This window comes from Streptomyces sp. H27-C3 (genome assembly GCF_030063415.1).
Classification (GTDB): Bacteria; Actinomycetota; Actinomycetes; order Streptomycetales; family Streptomycetaceae; genus Streptomyces.
In genome coordinates this window covers 47,820-61,596 of sequence record NZ_JASITA010000009.1, presented here as the reverse complement: position 1 = coordinate 61,596, position 13,777 = coordinate 47,820, and the positions used below count along the sequence as shown (strand labels likewise).

At 68.9% G+C, this 13,777-nt stretch carries 11 protein-coding genes and 1 riboswitch; of the genes, 6 read left to right on the top strand and 5 right to left on the bottom strand.

Annotation, left to right across the window (positions count from 1 at the left end):
- Positions 1–37: 37 nt before the first annotated feature.
- Positions 38–1,006 carry a diacylglycerol/lipid kinase family protein gene (locus QMK30_RS11085; RefSeq protein WP_283517235.1) on the top strand — a complete coding sequence of 323 codons (969 nt, stop codon included), beginning with the start codon at positions 38–40 and terminating at the stop codon, positions 1,004–1,006.
- Positions 1,007–1,324: 318 nt separating this feature from the next.
- Positions 1,325–1,582, top strand: coding sequence for a WhiB family transcriptional regulator (locus QMK30_RS11080; protein WP_004937597.1), 258 nt, complete (start codon positions 1,325–1,327; stop codon positions 1,580–1,582).
- Between the two features lie 194 nt (positions 1,583–1,776).
- Here the strand turns inward: QMK30_RS11080 and QMK30_RS11075 are convergent, their stop codons facing one another.
- Positions 1,777–3,243 carry a sensor histidine kinase gene (locus QMK30_RS11075; protein WP_283517468.1) on the bottom strand — a complete coding sequence of 489 codons (1,467 nt, stop codon included), beginning with the start codon at positions 3,241–3,243 and terminating at the stop codon, positions 1,777–1,779.
- Between the two features lie 648 nt (positions 3,244–3,891).
- Between QMK30_RS11075 and nagB the strand changes: the two genes are divergently transcribed.
- The gene (gene nagB / locus QMK30_RS11070) at positions 3,892–4,674 is read left to right on the top strand and encodes a glucosamine-6-phosphate deaminase (RefSeq protein WP_283517234.1); all 783 of its coding nucleotides are present in this window, start codon (positions 3,892–3,894) and stop codon (positions 4,672–4,674) included.
- A 123-nt stretch (positions 4,675–4,797) separates the two neighbouring features.
- Here nagB and QMK30_RS11065 read toward each other — a convergent pair whose 3' ends face one another.
- The 4 genes from QMK30_RS11065 to QMK30_RS11050 all read right to left on the bottom strand — a co-directional run bounded on the left by QMK30_RS11065 (position 4,798) and on the right by QMK30_RS11050 (position 9,587).
- On the bottom strand, positions 4,798–6,327 hold the full coding sequence (locus QMK30_RS11065; protein ID WP_283517233.1) for a glycoside hydrolase family 3 protein: 1,530 nt from the start codon (positions 6,325–6,327) through the stop codon (positions 4,798–4,800).
- A 7-nt stretch (positions 6,328–6,334) separates the two neighbouring features.
- The gene (locus tag QMK30_RS11060) at positions 6,335–7,225 is read right to left on the bottom strand and encodes a carbohydrate ABC transporter permease (protein WP_502963117.1); all 891 of its coding nucleotides are present in this window, start codon (positions 7,223–7,225) and stop codon (positions 6,335–6,337) included.
- On the bottom strand, positions 7,222–8,229 hold the full coding sequence (locus tag QMK30_RS11055; protein WP_283517232.1) for a carbohydrate ABC transporter permease: 1,008 nt from the start codon (positions 8,227–8,229) through the stop codon (positions 7,222–7,224). The genes QMK30_RS11060 and QMK30_RS11055 overlap by 4 nt, the downstream gene beginning before the upstream one ends.
- A gap of 77 nt (positions 8,230–8,306) precedes the next feature.
- The gene (locus tag QMK30_RS11050; protein ID WP_283517231.1) at positions 8,307–9,587 is read right to left on the bottom strand and encodes an extracellular solute-binding protein; all 1,281 of its coding nucleotides are present in this window, start codon (positions 9,585–9,587) and stop codon (positions 8,307–8,309) included.
- Positions 9,588–9,871: 284 nt separating this feature from the next.
- Here QMK30_RS11050 and QMK30_RS11045 point away from each other — a divergent pair, with 284 nt between their 5' ends.
- The 3 genes from QMK30_RS11045 (at position 9,872) to QMK30_RS11035 (ending at position 13,460) form a co-directional block, all read left to right on the top strand.
- Complete coding sequence (locus QMK30_RS11045) at positions 9,872–10,636, top strand: GntR family transcriptional regulator (RefSeq protein ID WP_283517230.1); 765 nt, start codon at positions 9,872–9,874, stop codon at positions 10,634–10,636.
- 407 nt (positions 10,637–11,043) lie between these two features.
- On the top strand, positions 11,044–13,260 hold the full coding sequence (locus QMK30_RS11040) for a carbon starvation CstA family protein (protein WP_283517229.1): 2,217 nt from the start codon (positions 11,044–11,046) through the stop codon (positions 13,258–13,260).
- Positions 13,257–13,460, top strand: a complete 204-nt coding sequence (locus QMK30_RS11035) for a YbdD/YjiX family protein (RefSeq protein WP_283517228.1) — start codon at positions 13,257–13,259, stop codon at positions 13,458–13,460. Before QMK30_RS11040 ends, QMK30_RS11035 begins: the two co-directional genes overlap by 4 nt.
- A 134-nt stretch (positions 13,461–13,594) precedes the next feature.
- A riboswitch (cobalamin riboswitch) is annotated at positions 13,595–13,717 on the top strand.
- The last annotated feature ends 60 nt before the right edge of the window (positions 13,718–13,777 follow it).

The following is a 13,777-nucleotide window of genomic DNA, read 5'->3' as shown; positions in this document are numbered from 1 at the left end:
CTGGGCCGGGTACCCCCGAGTAGGTAGTCTGCTGCGCATGCGCGCACTCCTCGTGGTCAACCCGGCAGCAACCACCACCAGTGCTCGCACCCGGGATGTGCTGATTCATGCGCTCGCCAGCGAGATGAAGCTGGAGGCCGTCACCACCGAGTACCGCGGGCACGCCCGTGATCTCGCCCGGCGGGCCGCCGAGAGCGGGGAAATCGACCTGGTCGTGGCGCTCGGCGGCGACGGCACGGTCAACGAGGTCGTCAACGGTCTGCTGCACAACGGCCCGGACCCGGACCGGCTGCCGGGTCTCGCGGTGGTCCCCGGCGGCTCGACAAATGTCTTCGCCCGCGCCCTGGGACTGCCCAACGACCCCGTCGAGGCGACCGGCGCCATCCTGGACGCCCTGAGCACGCGCAGTGAGCGCACGGTCGGTCTGGGGCTCGCGGCGGGCACTCCCGGCACGGAGGACGAGTCCGTTCCCGCCCGCTGGTTCACTTTCTGCGCGGGCTACGGATTCGACGCGGGAGTGATCGGCCGGGTCGAACAGCAGCGGGAGCGCGGCAAGCGATCCACACACGCTCTTTATGTGCGCCAGGTGGTGCGCCAGTTCCTCGCGGAGCCCAATCGCCGGCACGGGGTGATCACCCTGGAACGGCCGGGGCAGGACCCGGTGAAGGATCTCGCTCTTTCCATAGTCTGCAACACCGCCCCCTGGACCTACCTGGGGAATCGTCCGATGTACGCGTCCCCCGAGGCCTCGTTCGACACGGCTCTGGACGTGCTCGGGCTGACCAAAATGTCGACTCCCGCGGTGGCTCGATATGCCACTCAGTTGCTCACATCGACCCCCGAACGCGGGCCGCACGGCAAGCACGCGGTGACCCTGCACGACCTGACGGACTTCACCTTGCATTCCAAGGCGCGGCTGCCCTTCCAGATGGACGGCGACCACCTGGGACTGCGTACGAGCGTGACGTTCACAGGCGTACGCCGTGCACTGCGTGTGATTGTGTGAGTGGAAGGGCCGAAAGTCCTTTAACTCGAACGTTTGGGCAGAGGTCCACCCCATGGAAGTACGGCTGTGACCTAGCCGACACCAAGGAATCAAAAAAAACTTTCCGGAAGGGGTTGTGCCCGGCGCCGAGGTTTGCGAATCTCTACATGGCGATCGGGACGGCCCGCAACACCAGCCTCCACTGAGAGCCAGAACCCCTCCTCACATCCAGGACCACACCAGTTCATCTGGCAGTCGGCCCTTCACTTGCGGGGGGATTCGTGAAAGCGTTCACATTCACAAGCAACCTGCACGTAATACCAAGGAGAGGTAGCAGCCATGGACTGGCGTCACAACGCCGTTTGTCGCGAGGAAGATCCCGAGCTGTTCTTCCCCATCGGCAACACCGGTCCTGCGCTGCTGCAGATCGAGGAAGCCAAGGCCGTCTGCCGCCGCTGCCCCGTCATGGAGCAGTGCCTGCAGTGGGCGCTCGAGTCCGGCCAGGACTCGGGTGTCTGGGGTGGCCTCAGCGAGGACGAGCGCCGCGCGATGAAGCGCCGTGCCGCTCGCAACCGGGCGCGTAACGCTACCGCCTGACCCACCCCTGCCAACAGCCTGAGCTTGGCGGCGCGTACAGCGAGTACGCACCTCCCGCCCCCGAGTCGCAGCGCGCAGTACCCCCCAATGCGCACAGCAACGTGAGCACTAGACAGTGAGCCCCGAACCGTTCCACGGTCCGGGGCTCACTGCTGTTCTCCGGGACTTCCGCTGATTCGGGCGCTACTCGGGCGCTACTTGTCGGTCCGCACGGGGACATCGAGTACGACGCGGGTGCCGCGCTCCGGACCCGGCACCATGTCGAAGCTGCCGCCCAACTCGCCCTCCACCAGGGTGCGTACGATCTGGAGCCCCAGATTGCCGGTCCGCTTGGCGTCGAATCCCTCGGGCAGCCCGCGGCCGTCGTCCAGCACCGTGATCAGCAGCCGCCCGTCGGCGCGGGTGCCGCCGCGTACCGCCGACACCTCGACCGAGCCCTGCTCGGCCGGTGCGAACGCGTGCTCCAGCGCGTTCTGCAGAACTTCGGTGAGGACCATCGCGAGCGGGGTGGCGACCTCGGCGTCGAGGATGCCGAAGCGGCCGGTCCGCCGGCAACTGACCTTGGCCGGCGAGATCTCGGCGACCATCGCGATCACCCGGTCGGCGATCTCGTCGAACTCCACGCGCTCGTCGAGGTTCTGCGAGAGCGTCTCATGGACGATCGCGATCGACCCGACCCGGCGCACCGCCTCGTTCAGTGCCTCGCGGCCCTGCTCCGAGTCCATCCGGCGGGCCTGCAGCCGCAGCAGCGCCGCCACCGTCTGGAGGTTGTTCTTCACCCGGTGGTGGATTTCCCGGATGGTGGCGTCCTTAGTGATCAATTCGCGCTCGCGCCGCCGTAGTTCGGTGACGTCGCGGCACAGCACGAGCGAACCGATGCGGATGCCCTTGGGCTTGAGCGGGATCGCGCGCAGCTGGATCACCCCGTCGCCGCCCTCGACCTCGGTCTCCCTGGGGGCCCAGCCACTGGCAAGCTTGACCAGGGCCTCGTCCACGGGGCCGCGGGAGGGGGCGAGTTCAGCGGTGGCCTGGCCCAAGTGCTGGCCGACCAGGTCGGACGCGAGGCCCAGACGGTGGTACGCGGAGAGCGCGTTGGGGCTGGCGTACTGGACGATGCTGTCCGCGTCGAGCCTGATCAGGCCGTCGCCGACGCGCGGCGACGCGTCCATGTCGACCTGGTCGCCCGGGAACGGGAAGGACCCGGCCGCGATCATCTGGGCCAGGTCGGAGGCGCTCTGCAGGTAAGTGAGTTCGAGGCGGCTGGGCGTGCGTACCGTCAGCAGGTTCGTATTGCGGGCGATGACGCCGAGGACGCGGCCCTCGCGGCGCACCGGGATCGACTCGACCCGGACCGGGACCTCCTCCCGCCACTCGGGGTCGCCCTCGCGCACGATCCGGCCCTCGTCGAGGGCGGCGTCGAGCATGGGGCGGCGGCCTCGCGGGACGAGGTGGCCGACCATGTCGTCCTGGTAGGAGGTGGGCCCGGTGTTGGGGCGCATCTGGGCGACCGACACATAGCGGGTGCCGTCGAGCGTGGGGACCCACAGGACGAGGTCGGCGAAGGACAGGTCGGAGAGCAGCTGCCACTCCGAGACCAGCAGGTGGAGCCACTCGAGGTCGGTGTCGCTGAGGGCGGTGTGCTGACGTACGAGGTCGTTCATGGAGGGCACATGTGCGAGAGTACCCGCGTTGTGTACCGAGCGGACGTTCGGTCGGGTACGCCCGGTATGGAGGAAGCACCGAAAAGTGGGTGCCTCGCATCCATGGACACAGGAGAATGGTCTAGTCCACAATGGGCCGATAAAGCCTCCGCCCTCCCCGCACAGGAGGGTGGATCGAGGTGGTCGGCGCTCTCTGCCCTGACTGCGCCACCGCCTCTCCATCGGCCGGCCGGGCCCGCACGCCCGTCGGCCGAAGCAACTCCGGGCTGCGGTGCCGGACGGGCCGAGGGTCCCGTCGCGGTGCCGCGGCCCGCGGGTGCCGGCCCCGCCTTCGAGCCGCGGACGCACCACTCGCCCCAGGGGCCTCACGGATTCCCGGCCGACCACGCCGCCCCCGGCCCACCGGCCCTCGCGCATCGCGCGCCATCCAGTCCCGCCCGTGGGCGCACCCTGGCCTCCAGGTGGCTGACCGTCACGATCCGCGCCATGCTGATCGGGGCCCCCGCCGAGCCTCCCGGCCGACCGGCCGCGCACGCCTGCGCGCCCGCCGACCCGAGGAGTTCACCCGTTGGCAACGGACACGCCCCGCCCCCTCTGCTAGATTGGTCTATACCACACTTCTCATTTCTTCAGATCGGCAGGCCCAGCGTGGAAGTTGTCATCGTCCCGGACGCCAAGGCAGGTGGCGAGCTCATCGCGGAGGGCATAGTCGGCCTGCTGAGCCGCAAGGCCGACGCCCTGCTCGGCGTGGCCACCGGTTCGACGCCGCTGCCCATCTACCAGGCGCTGATTGCCAAGGTGCGCGCAGGCGCCGTCGACGCCTCGCGCGCCCGCATCTGCCAGCTCGACGAGTACGTCGGCCTGCCCACCGGTCACCCCGAGTCGTACCGCTCGGTGGTGCTGCGCGAGGTCGTCGAGCCGCTCGGCCTGACCGAGGCGTCGTTCATGGGCCCCGACGGGGCGGCCGAGGACGTCCAGGCCGCCTGCGAGGCGTACGAGCGCACGCTCGCCGGGGCGGGTGGCGTGGACCTCCAGATCCTCGGCATCGGCACCGACGGGCACATCGGCTTCAACGAGCCCTGCTCCTCGCTCGCCTCGCGCACCCGCATCAAGACGCTGACGCGGCAGACCCGGCAGGACAACGCGCGGTTCTTCGACAGCCCCGACGAGGTGCCGCACCACGTCATCACCCAGGGCATCGGCACCATCCTGGAGGCCCGTCACCTGGTGCTGCTCGCCACCGGCGCCGGCAAGGCCGAGGCGGTGGCCCAGACCGTGGAGGGGCCGGTGTCCGCGCTGGTGCCCGCGTCGGCACTGCAGCTGCACCCGCACGCGACGGTCGTGATCGACGAGGCGGCGGCGGCCCAGCTGAAGCTGGCGGACTACTTCCGCGACACGTACGCGGCCAAGCCCGCGTGGCAGGGCCTGTAACCGGACCGGCCGCATCTCGCCGCCCCCAAAGTGGGCCGCCGCCCCAGGAAGCGGCCCACGAGGGTCCGGACAGCGCGAAGGCGCCGCAGGCGGCCCCCCGACCGTCCCGGCGCCCACGCACCCTCAGACCCCGGCGACAACCTCCGCCGCGGCCCGCCCGCAGACCCGCGCCGCGCCGTGCGTGGCGATGTACAGCGCACCGCGCGGCGGCGCCTCGGGAACCCCCATCTCGACCACGACCGTGTCGGGCCGCACGGCCAGCAGTGCGTCGAGCGCCCCGGCCATCCAGGCATGCCGGTGCACGTCGCGCACCACGGCCACGACCCTGCGGTCCCCCGCCGCCCGCAGCACGCTCCCGGCCTCGCTCTCGCTGCCGTACGTACCCGTCTCGGTACCCGGCAGCAGCCGCGCCAGCTCGGCGGCCAGGCCCCACGGCGTCTCGTCACCGACGGCGATGTTCGCCTCGGGCGTGAAGGCGGCGACGTACGGCGCCTCCCCGACCGGGGTGAACCGCTCGTCGCTCCGGGTGACCCGCAGCGCGCGGCGGGCCGCGACCAGGCCGATGCCCGCGGCGGAACCCGGCGCGAAGGCGTCCCCCGCGAGCGAACCCGCGTCCGGACCCCGCTCCGCGATTCCCCGGCTGTGCTGTGTCCAGCGGGCCAGCGAACGCACCCGCTCGGCCGCGTCGGCCAGCCGCTCCTCGGGCAGTTCGCCGCTGTGCACGGCGGCGACCAGCGCGTCGCGCAGCCGCACCACGATCTCGTCGTCGGCCAGGCCGCCGCCCACGCAGATCGCGTCGGCGCCCGCGGCGATCGCCAGGACACTGCCGTGCTCGATGCCGTACGTACCGGAGATGGCCCGCATCTCCATGCCGTCGGTGATGATCAGGCCCTGGTAGCCCAGCTCGTCGCGCAGCAGGCCCGTGAGGACCTGGGGGCTCAGCGTCGCCGGGCGGTCCCGGTCGAGCGCGGAGAGCAGGATGTGGGCGCTCATCACGGACTTGGAGCCCGCCGCGATGGCGGCCCGGAACGGCACCAGTTCACGGGCGTGCAGGATGTCCAGGTCCACGTCGATGCGGGGCAGCGCGTGGTGCGAGTCGACGGCGGTGTCGCCGTGCCCGGGGAAGTGCTTGGTGCACGCGGCGACACCCGAGGACTGCAGGCCCTCGATGTATGCCGCCGTGTGGCGCGCCACCAGTTGTGTGTCGGCGCCGAAGGAGCGTACGCCGATGACCGGGTTGCCCGGGTTGGAGTTGACGTCGGCGGACGGCGACCAGTTGAGGTTGACCCCGCACTCGGCCAGCCTGCGGCCCAGCTCGCGGGCGACGGCCCGGGTCAGGTCGGTGTCGTCGACGGCGCCGAGCGCCAGGTTGCCGGGGAAGGACGAGCCGCTCTGCACCTCCAAGCGGGTGACGTCACCGCCCTCCTCGTCGATCGCGACCAGGATATCGTCGCGCTCGGCCCGCAACTGCGCGGTGAGTGCGGCCAGTTGTCGTGGCGAGGTGATGTTGCGGCCGAACAGGCCGACCGAGGACAGGCCTTCGCCGACCCGGCGCAGCAGCCAGTCGGGGGCGGTGGCGCCCACGAAGCCGGGCTGGAGGACCGCCAGGGCATCGCGGGTCAGCGTGCTCGTAGGGCTTACCAGTGTCGTCATGGCAGCGTCATCCCTTCACTGCGCCGGCCGTCAGACCCGCGGCCATCTTGCGCTGGACGAGGAGGAAAAGAATCACGATGGGGACGGCCATCATCGTGGCACCGGCCATCATCGGGGCGTACTCGGTGCCGTGCTTGGTGGTGAAGTTGCCGAGCCAGACGGTGGCGGTCTGGTTCTGCTGGCTCATCAGCATCAGCGCGTACAGGTACTCGTTCCACGCCTGGATGAACCCGTAGACGGAAGTGGCCACCATGCCCGGCGCGAGCAGCGGGAAGACCACGCGGACGAAGGCACCGGTGCGGGTGCAGCCGTCGACCATGGCCGCCTCCTCCAGCTCCTTGGGAATGTTCACGATGAAACCGCGCAGCGTCCAGACCGTGAACGGCAGGATGAAGGTCAGGTACGTGATGATCAGGCCGGTGATCTTGTCGTACTGACCGAGCTCGTTCAGCAGCAGGAAGACCGGGATGATCATGGCGACCAGCGGCACCATCTGGACCGCGAGGATGCCGACGATCACAATCTTGCGGCCGCGGAAGGCGAACCGGGAGATGGCCAGCGCGGCGAGCATGCCGACGATGATGCCGATGACGACCACGACGGAGGAGACGAGGAGGCTGCGCCCGACCGGCCCCCAGAAGTCCGAGACGTCGAACGCCCGTCGGAAGTTCTCCAGCGTGAACGGGCTGGGGAAGAACTGCGGATCGGGATCGATCGCGTCCTTGGCCGGCTTGAACGCCGTATTGAGCATCCAGTAGACCGGGAAGCCCACGACGACGAAGACCAGCAGGCCCAGCGCGTTCCAGCCGGCCTTGCCCTTCCTGCCCTTGCGGGGCTTGCCCCTGAGACGGCCCTTGGGACGGGGAACGACGGCGGGAGCCGCGGTGGTCGAGGTCACTCCACCTCTCCGATCTTGAGCATCTGGCGCATGTAGACGGCGACGACGCCGAGCAGCAGCACCACGGTGACCAGGGCGATCGCGGAGCCGCCGGAGTAGTCGTTGACGACGAACGCCTTCTGGTACGAGTACGTGGTGAGCAGTTGGAACTCGGCTTCGGGGTTGCCGCCGCGCATCACGAAGACCTGCGGGAAGACGCCCATGTCCCAGATCACCGAGAGCGTCGTCAGCATGACGATGATGGGCTTGAGGATCGGCAGGGTGACCCAGCGGAAGACGCCCCAGGCACCTGCTCCGTCGAGGCGCGCGGCCTCTTCCATCTCCTTGGGGACCTGGGTGAGTCCGGCGCTCAGCGTGATCACGACGAACGGCACCGCGCCCCACACCACAAGCAGCATGATCACGGTGAGGCCCTGCGGCCCGCCGGCGAACCAGTTGTGGCCGACCATGTCCACGCCGGGCAGCTTGCTCAGCAGCCAGTTGAGTACGCCGTAGTCGGTGTCGAAGATCCACTTGAAGATCGCGGTGGCCACGATGATGGGCATGCCCCAGCTCGCCACCAGGGCGATGCTGATGAGCGCCTTCACCCAGCCGGACACCCGCTGCAGAAGCAGGGCGATGGCCATGCCGATCACCATGGTGAAGATGACGGCGCCGGCCGTGAAGACGATGGTCCGTACGACGACCGACCAGAACTCGCTGTCGCCGAGGATGGCGGCGAAGTTCTTGAAGCCGACCCACTCGGCCTCCTTGAAGCCCCAGAGCTCCGACTTGCCGAAGCTCTGGAAGGAGAGCGTGACCAGCCGCACCAGCGGATAGCCCATGACGAGCACGATGATCAGCAGACAGGGAGCGAGCAACGCCCAGGGCACCGCGGCTCTGTCGGAGGTCTTCTTCCTGACCGGCCCCCCGGCCCCGGGGGGCCGTGCCCCGGACTCCGTCGGTGGCGGTGGCGATTGCCGCGTCGGCGGCACCTTGGCGGTGGTTGTCTCTGCGGCACTCATCGCGCGCTCCTCAGGGTCCCTCTCCAGCTACGGTCGGCAGGGCCCCCCCGGTTCGGCGGGGCCCTGCCGACTCGAGGTCACTTGGTGTTGATGACCTTGTCGATCTTGGCGTCGGCGGCCTTCGCGGCGGCCTCGACCGACTTCTTGCCGGTACCGATCTCCTGGAGCATGGTCTGGAGGAGCTTGGCCTTCTCGACCTGACCCCAGCCCGGAGCGGTGGGCACGAACCAGCTGGACGCCGCGGCGGTGGCCGGGACGGCCGTCGCCGGGTCCGACTTCAGCGGCTCCAGGTCCGTCTTGTTGTTGGGCAGGTTGCCCTTGGCGACGAGGCCCTTCTGGCCCTTGGCGCCGGTGAACGCGTTGATCCACTCACCCGCGACGGCCTGGGCGTCGGACTTGACCGGGACGGCAAGGTCGGAACCGCCGAGGAAGACCGGGAGGTTCTTGCCGGACGGGCCGGGCATCACGAAGGACTCGATCTTGTCGGCCAGCTTGCCGACCTTGTCGTTCTCCGGGGCTGCGGCGGTACCGCCCTCCCAGGCAGCGGCGAACATCGTGGCCGCTTTGCCCTGGCCGAAGACGACCGGACGGTCGGACTCGTCCTTGGTCTTGTCGGCGTGCATGTACGAGTCGAGGACCTTCTTGTACTCGTTGAGTCCCTTGACGGACTCGGGCGAGGACAGGCTGGACTTCCACTGGTCGCCGTCCTGCTTGGCGATGGAGCCGCCGGCGTCGTAGACGAACGACATGGCCGCGTACCAGTCGGGCGAAGGCTGGTACCAGGCGCTGTACTTGTCACCCTGCTTCTTCTGGATCTTGTCCAGGGCGGAGGTGAGCTCCTTGTACGTCTTCGGCACGGCCTTGACGCCCGCTTCGGCGGCGACGTCCTTGCGCCAGGTGCCCACACGGCCACCGGCGTAGTACGGCACGCCGTAGGTCTTGCCCTCGTAGGTGACGGACAGCTTGAGGCCGTCCAGCCAGTCGCCCGACTTGTCGAACTTCGCCGGGTCGATCTCGGCGAACGCGCCGGTGGCCATGTAGCCGACCATCTCGGAATTGCCCATCTCGACCACGTCCGGAGCCTTGTCCGTGGCGAGTACGGCGTCGAGCTTGGCGTTCTTGTCCGGCCAGCCGTAGTACTCGTGCTTGATCTTGATGCCCGGATACTTCTTGACGATCGTGTCGTCGGCCGCCTTGACCAACTCGGGCCAGTTGTTCTGTGCGTCGACCGTGAGCCAGACCGTCAGCTCCTTGGGCTTCGCCTTGTCGCCACCGCCCGTGCTGTCCGAATCGCCACACGCCGCAACACTGACCAACATGCCCGCGACGCCTATCGCCGCGATGAGCTTGCGCTTCACGCCAACCCTCCTCAGGGATGCCTGCAACCCCCCCGCCCACCGCGAACAAATACGACGAGAACTACCTGGGGCTGGGACCTGGTCCTGAATGGTTTAGACCAGTACCGGGAGCTTGGCCTAGACCTTTAGGGGTGTCAAGGGTGTATAAGAAGGGCTGTCGCGTCCGTTACCGGACCGACACATGAGGGAGGGCGACGTCTCGTGACCGGACCGTGCCACCATGTGAGCCGCGACAGACGGAGGAGCCGGTGACGGCAACAGCGCAGCAGTCGGAAAGGCGGGCCATGGGTACCGACGGGGGCAGCACGAAGACGGAGGGCACGACGGCCGGCCGTACCGCACGCGTGCCCAAGTACTACCGGCTCAAGCGTCACTTGCTGGACATGACCGAGACTCTGCCTCCCGGTACCCCCGTACCGCCCGAGCGCACGCTCGCGGCCGAGTTCGACACCTCGCGCACGACCGTGCGCCAGGCCCTCCAGGAGCTGGTCGTCGAGGGCCGTCTGGAGCGCATCCAGGGCAAGGGCACCTTCGTCGCCAAGCCGAAGGTCTCCCAGGCCCTCCAGCTCACCTCGTACACCGAGGACATGCGGGCCCAAGGCCTGGAGCCCACCTCCCAATTGCTCGACATCGGATACGTCACCGCCGACGACACCCTCGCCGGGCTGCTCGACATCACCACCGGCGGACGCGTCCTGCGCATCGAGCGGCTGCGGCTGGCCAGCGGTGAGCCGATGGCCATCGAGACGACGCATCTGTCGGCCAAGCGCTTCCCCGCGCTGCGTCGTTCGCTCGTCAAGTACACCTCTCTCTACACGGCGTTGGCCGAGGTCTACGACGTACGGCTCGCCGAGGCCGAGGAGACCATCGAGACGTCACTGGCCACCCCGCGCGAGGCCGGACTGCTCGGCACGGACGTCGGTCTGCCGATGCTGATGCTCTCCCGGCACTCGATCGACGGGGCCGGCGAGCCGGTGGAGTGGGTCCGCTCGGTGTACCGCGGCGACCGCTACAAGTTCGTCGCCAGGCTGAAGCGCCCCACCGGCTGAGCGGCCCGACAGGGTCGACGCCCGGCCGACGAACAGGGCGTCACCCCCTGCGGCCGTAGGGCCGCCCGCACCGGATCGCGCCCCGAGGACGCGCAGTACGCTCCGCACCCCGGGCCCGCGTCACTTGCCGAGCGTCGCCCCGAAGTGCGCGCTGTGCGGTAGGCATCCGTGCCCCGCCGCTGGATGAACCGACAGCGCACTCCTGCTCGAAGTTGTACGAACCGGGCTCCCGGAACGCTCCTGTGGCACGGCTGTTACAGCTGTGTCCATACGGGCACCCCCCTCGGCCCTTCGAGTTGTTGTCGTACCGATATGCGGACAGGGGGTGACGCCTGGTGAAACAGTCCCCTAGATTTCCAGCGCGTCGTCCACGAGACGCAGGTGATCAGCGAGGGGACGAGACACTCATGACAGAGTCGGCACCACCCACCACCGCACAGCGTTCAATGACTCCCAGAGCAATCGCCGTCTGGGCGCTCGTCGCCCTGGTGGGCGCGGTCGCCTGGGGCGTGCTCGCCCTCTCGCGCGGCGAGGAGGTGTCCGCGGCCTGGATGCTGGCGGCGGCCCTGGGCTCGTACGCCATCGGGTACCGCTTCTACTCGCGCTTCATCGCCAACCGGGTCCTGAAGGTCGACAAGAACCGGGCCACCCCCGCCGAGCGGCTCAACAACGGCGTCGACTTCCACCCCACCGACCGCCGGGTCCTCTTCGGTCACCACTTCGCGGCCATCGCGGGCGCTGGGCCGCTGGTCGGGCCGGTGCTCGCCGCCCAGATGGGCTATCTCCCCGGAACCATCTGGATCATCGTCGGCGTCATCGTGGCCGGCGCCGTCCAGGACATGGTGACGCTGTTCTTCTCCACGCGTCGCGACGGCCGTTCGCTCGGCCAGATCGCCCGGGACGAGATCGGCGTGGTCGGCGGCGCCGCCGCCCTGGTCGCGGTCTTCGCCATCATGATCATCCTGCTCGCGGTGCTCGCCCTGGTCATCGTGAACGCGCTCGCGCACTCGCCGTGGGGCGTCTTCTCCATCGCCATGACGATCCCGATCGCCCTCTTCATGGGCGTCTACCTGCGCGTGCTGCGTCCCGGCCGGGTCAGTGAGGTCTCCGTCATCGGAGTCTCCCTGCTGCTGCTCGCGATCGTCGCGGGCGGCTGGGTCGCGGAGTCCTCGTGGGCCGACACCTTCACCCTTGAGCCCGGCACGCTGGTCATGTGGATGATCGCGTACGGCTTCCTGGCCTCGATCCTGCCGGTGTGGCTGCTGCTCGCCCCGCGCGACTATCTGTCGACCTTCATGAAGGTCGGCACGATCGGCCTGCTCGCCATCGGCGTCTTCATCGCCCTGCCGACGCTGAAGATGCCCGCGGTCACCGACTTCGCGAGCCGCGGCGACGGTCCCGTCTTCGCCGGTTCGATGTTCCCCTTCGTCTTCATCACCATCGCCTGCGGCGCGCTCTCCGGCTTCCACTCCCTGGTCTCCTCGGGCACCACCCCGAAGATGATCCAGAAGGAGACGCAGATCCGGGTGATCGGTTACGGCGCCATGCTGACCGAGTCGTTCGTCGCGGTCATGGCGATGATCTGCGCCTCCATCATCGACCCCGGCCTGTTCTTCGCGATCAACTCGCCCGCCGGTGTGATCGGTGACAACGTCCAGGCCGCCTCCGAAGCGGTGACCAACCTCGGCTTCGCCATCGACCCGCAGTCACTGGCCCAGGCCGCCAAGGACGTCGAGGAACAGAGCCTGCTCTCGCGCACCGGCGGCGCGCCGACCTTCGCGCTCGGCATGTCGGAGATCTTCTCCGCGGTGGTGGGCGGCGCCGGAATGAAGGCGTTCTGGTATCACTTCGCCATCATGTTCGAGGCGCTGTTCATCCTCACCACGGTGGACGCGGGCACCCGCGTCGGGCGCTTCATGCTCCAGGACATGCTCGGCAACGTCTACAAGCCGTTCCACCAGGTCAGTTGGAAGCCGGGCGTCTGGTTCGCCAGCGCGGTCGTCGTGGGCGGCTGGGGCTACTTCCTGTGGGTCGGCGTGCACGACCCGCTGGGCGGCATCAACCAGCTCTTCCCGCTGTTCGGCATCGCCAACCAGCTGCTCGCCGCCGTCGCCCTCGCCGTCTGCACCACGCTGCTCGTCAAGTCCGGGCGGCTCAAGTGGGCCTGGGTCACCGCCGTGCCGCTCGTGTGGGACGTCGCGGTCACCCTGACCGCCAGCTGGCAGAAGATCTTCTCCGCCGATCCCAAGGTGGGCTTCTTCGCCCAGCGCGACAAGTACCGGGCGGGCATCGAGGCGGGCGAGGCGATCGCTCCCGCCAAGACCGTCGACGACATGCACACGGTCGTCACCAACTCCACGGTCGACGGCGTACTGTCCGCGTTCTTCGCCATCCTCATCATCGTGGTGCTCGTCGAGGCGGTGCGGGTGTGCGTCAAGGCGATCCGCGACCCCGCGAGCGTCAAGCTCAGCGAGACCCCGTACGTCGAGTCCCGCCTCGTCGCGCCCGCCTCGCTCCTCGCGACCAAGGAGGAGAAGGCCGAGCTCGTGGCGGCCGGCCTCGGCCCCGAGGGCGGCATGCGCAAGGACGACGCCGCCAGCGTCGGAACGGGGAGCCGGGAATGACCCTGTCGGACGTACGTCGCGTGGCGGGCCGGATCCGCTGGTACGTCCGCGAATTGACCGGTGAATCCGCCTACGGCCGGTATGCGGAGCACACCCGATCCTGCGATCCGCAGGCCCCCGTCATGAGCCGACGGGAGTTCGAACACAGCCGTACGGACGCACGCGAGGCGGATCCCCGGGAGGGCTTCCGCTGTTGCTGAGGCCCGCCGCCCAGTGATCGCACGGGCCGTCGCATCCTCCCGGATGCGGCGGCCCGTTGTCGTACACAGAACCGAAGCCGCGACACCCGCGACACAACATCTGGGGGGTGCAGCATCCCCCGGCCCCCACATGTATGCTCGTGCTCGCTGTCGCCGCAGGGAAATCCGGTGCGAATCCGGAACTGTCCCGCAACGGTGTGATAGGTGCGCCTTTGCGCACCCAGGAGTCCGAGACCTGCCGACGGTGCATCCGGTTCGACCGATCCGGATGCCGATACGTCCGGGCCTCGCGGTTGGGCCGGTGGACGCAATGCGGT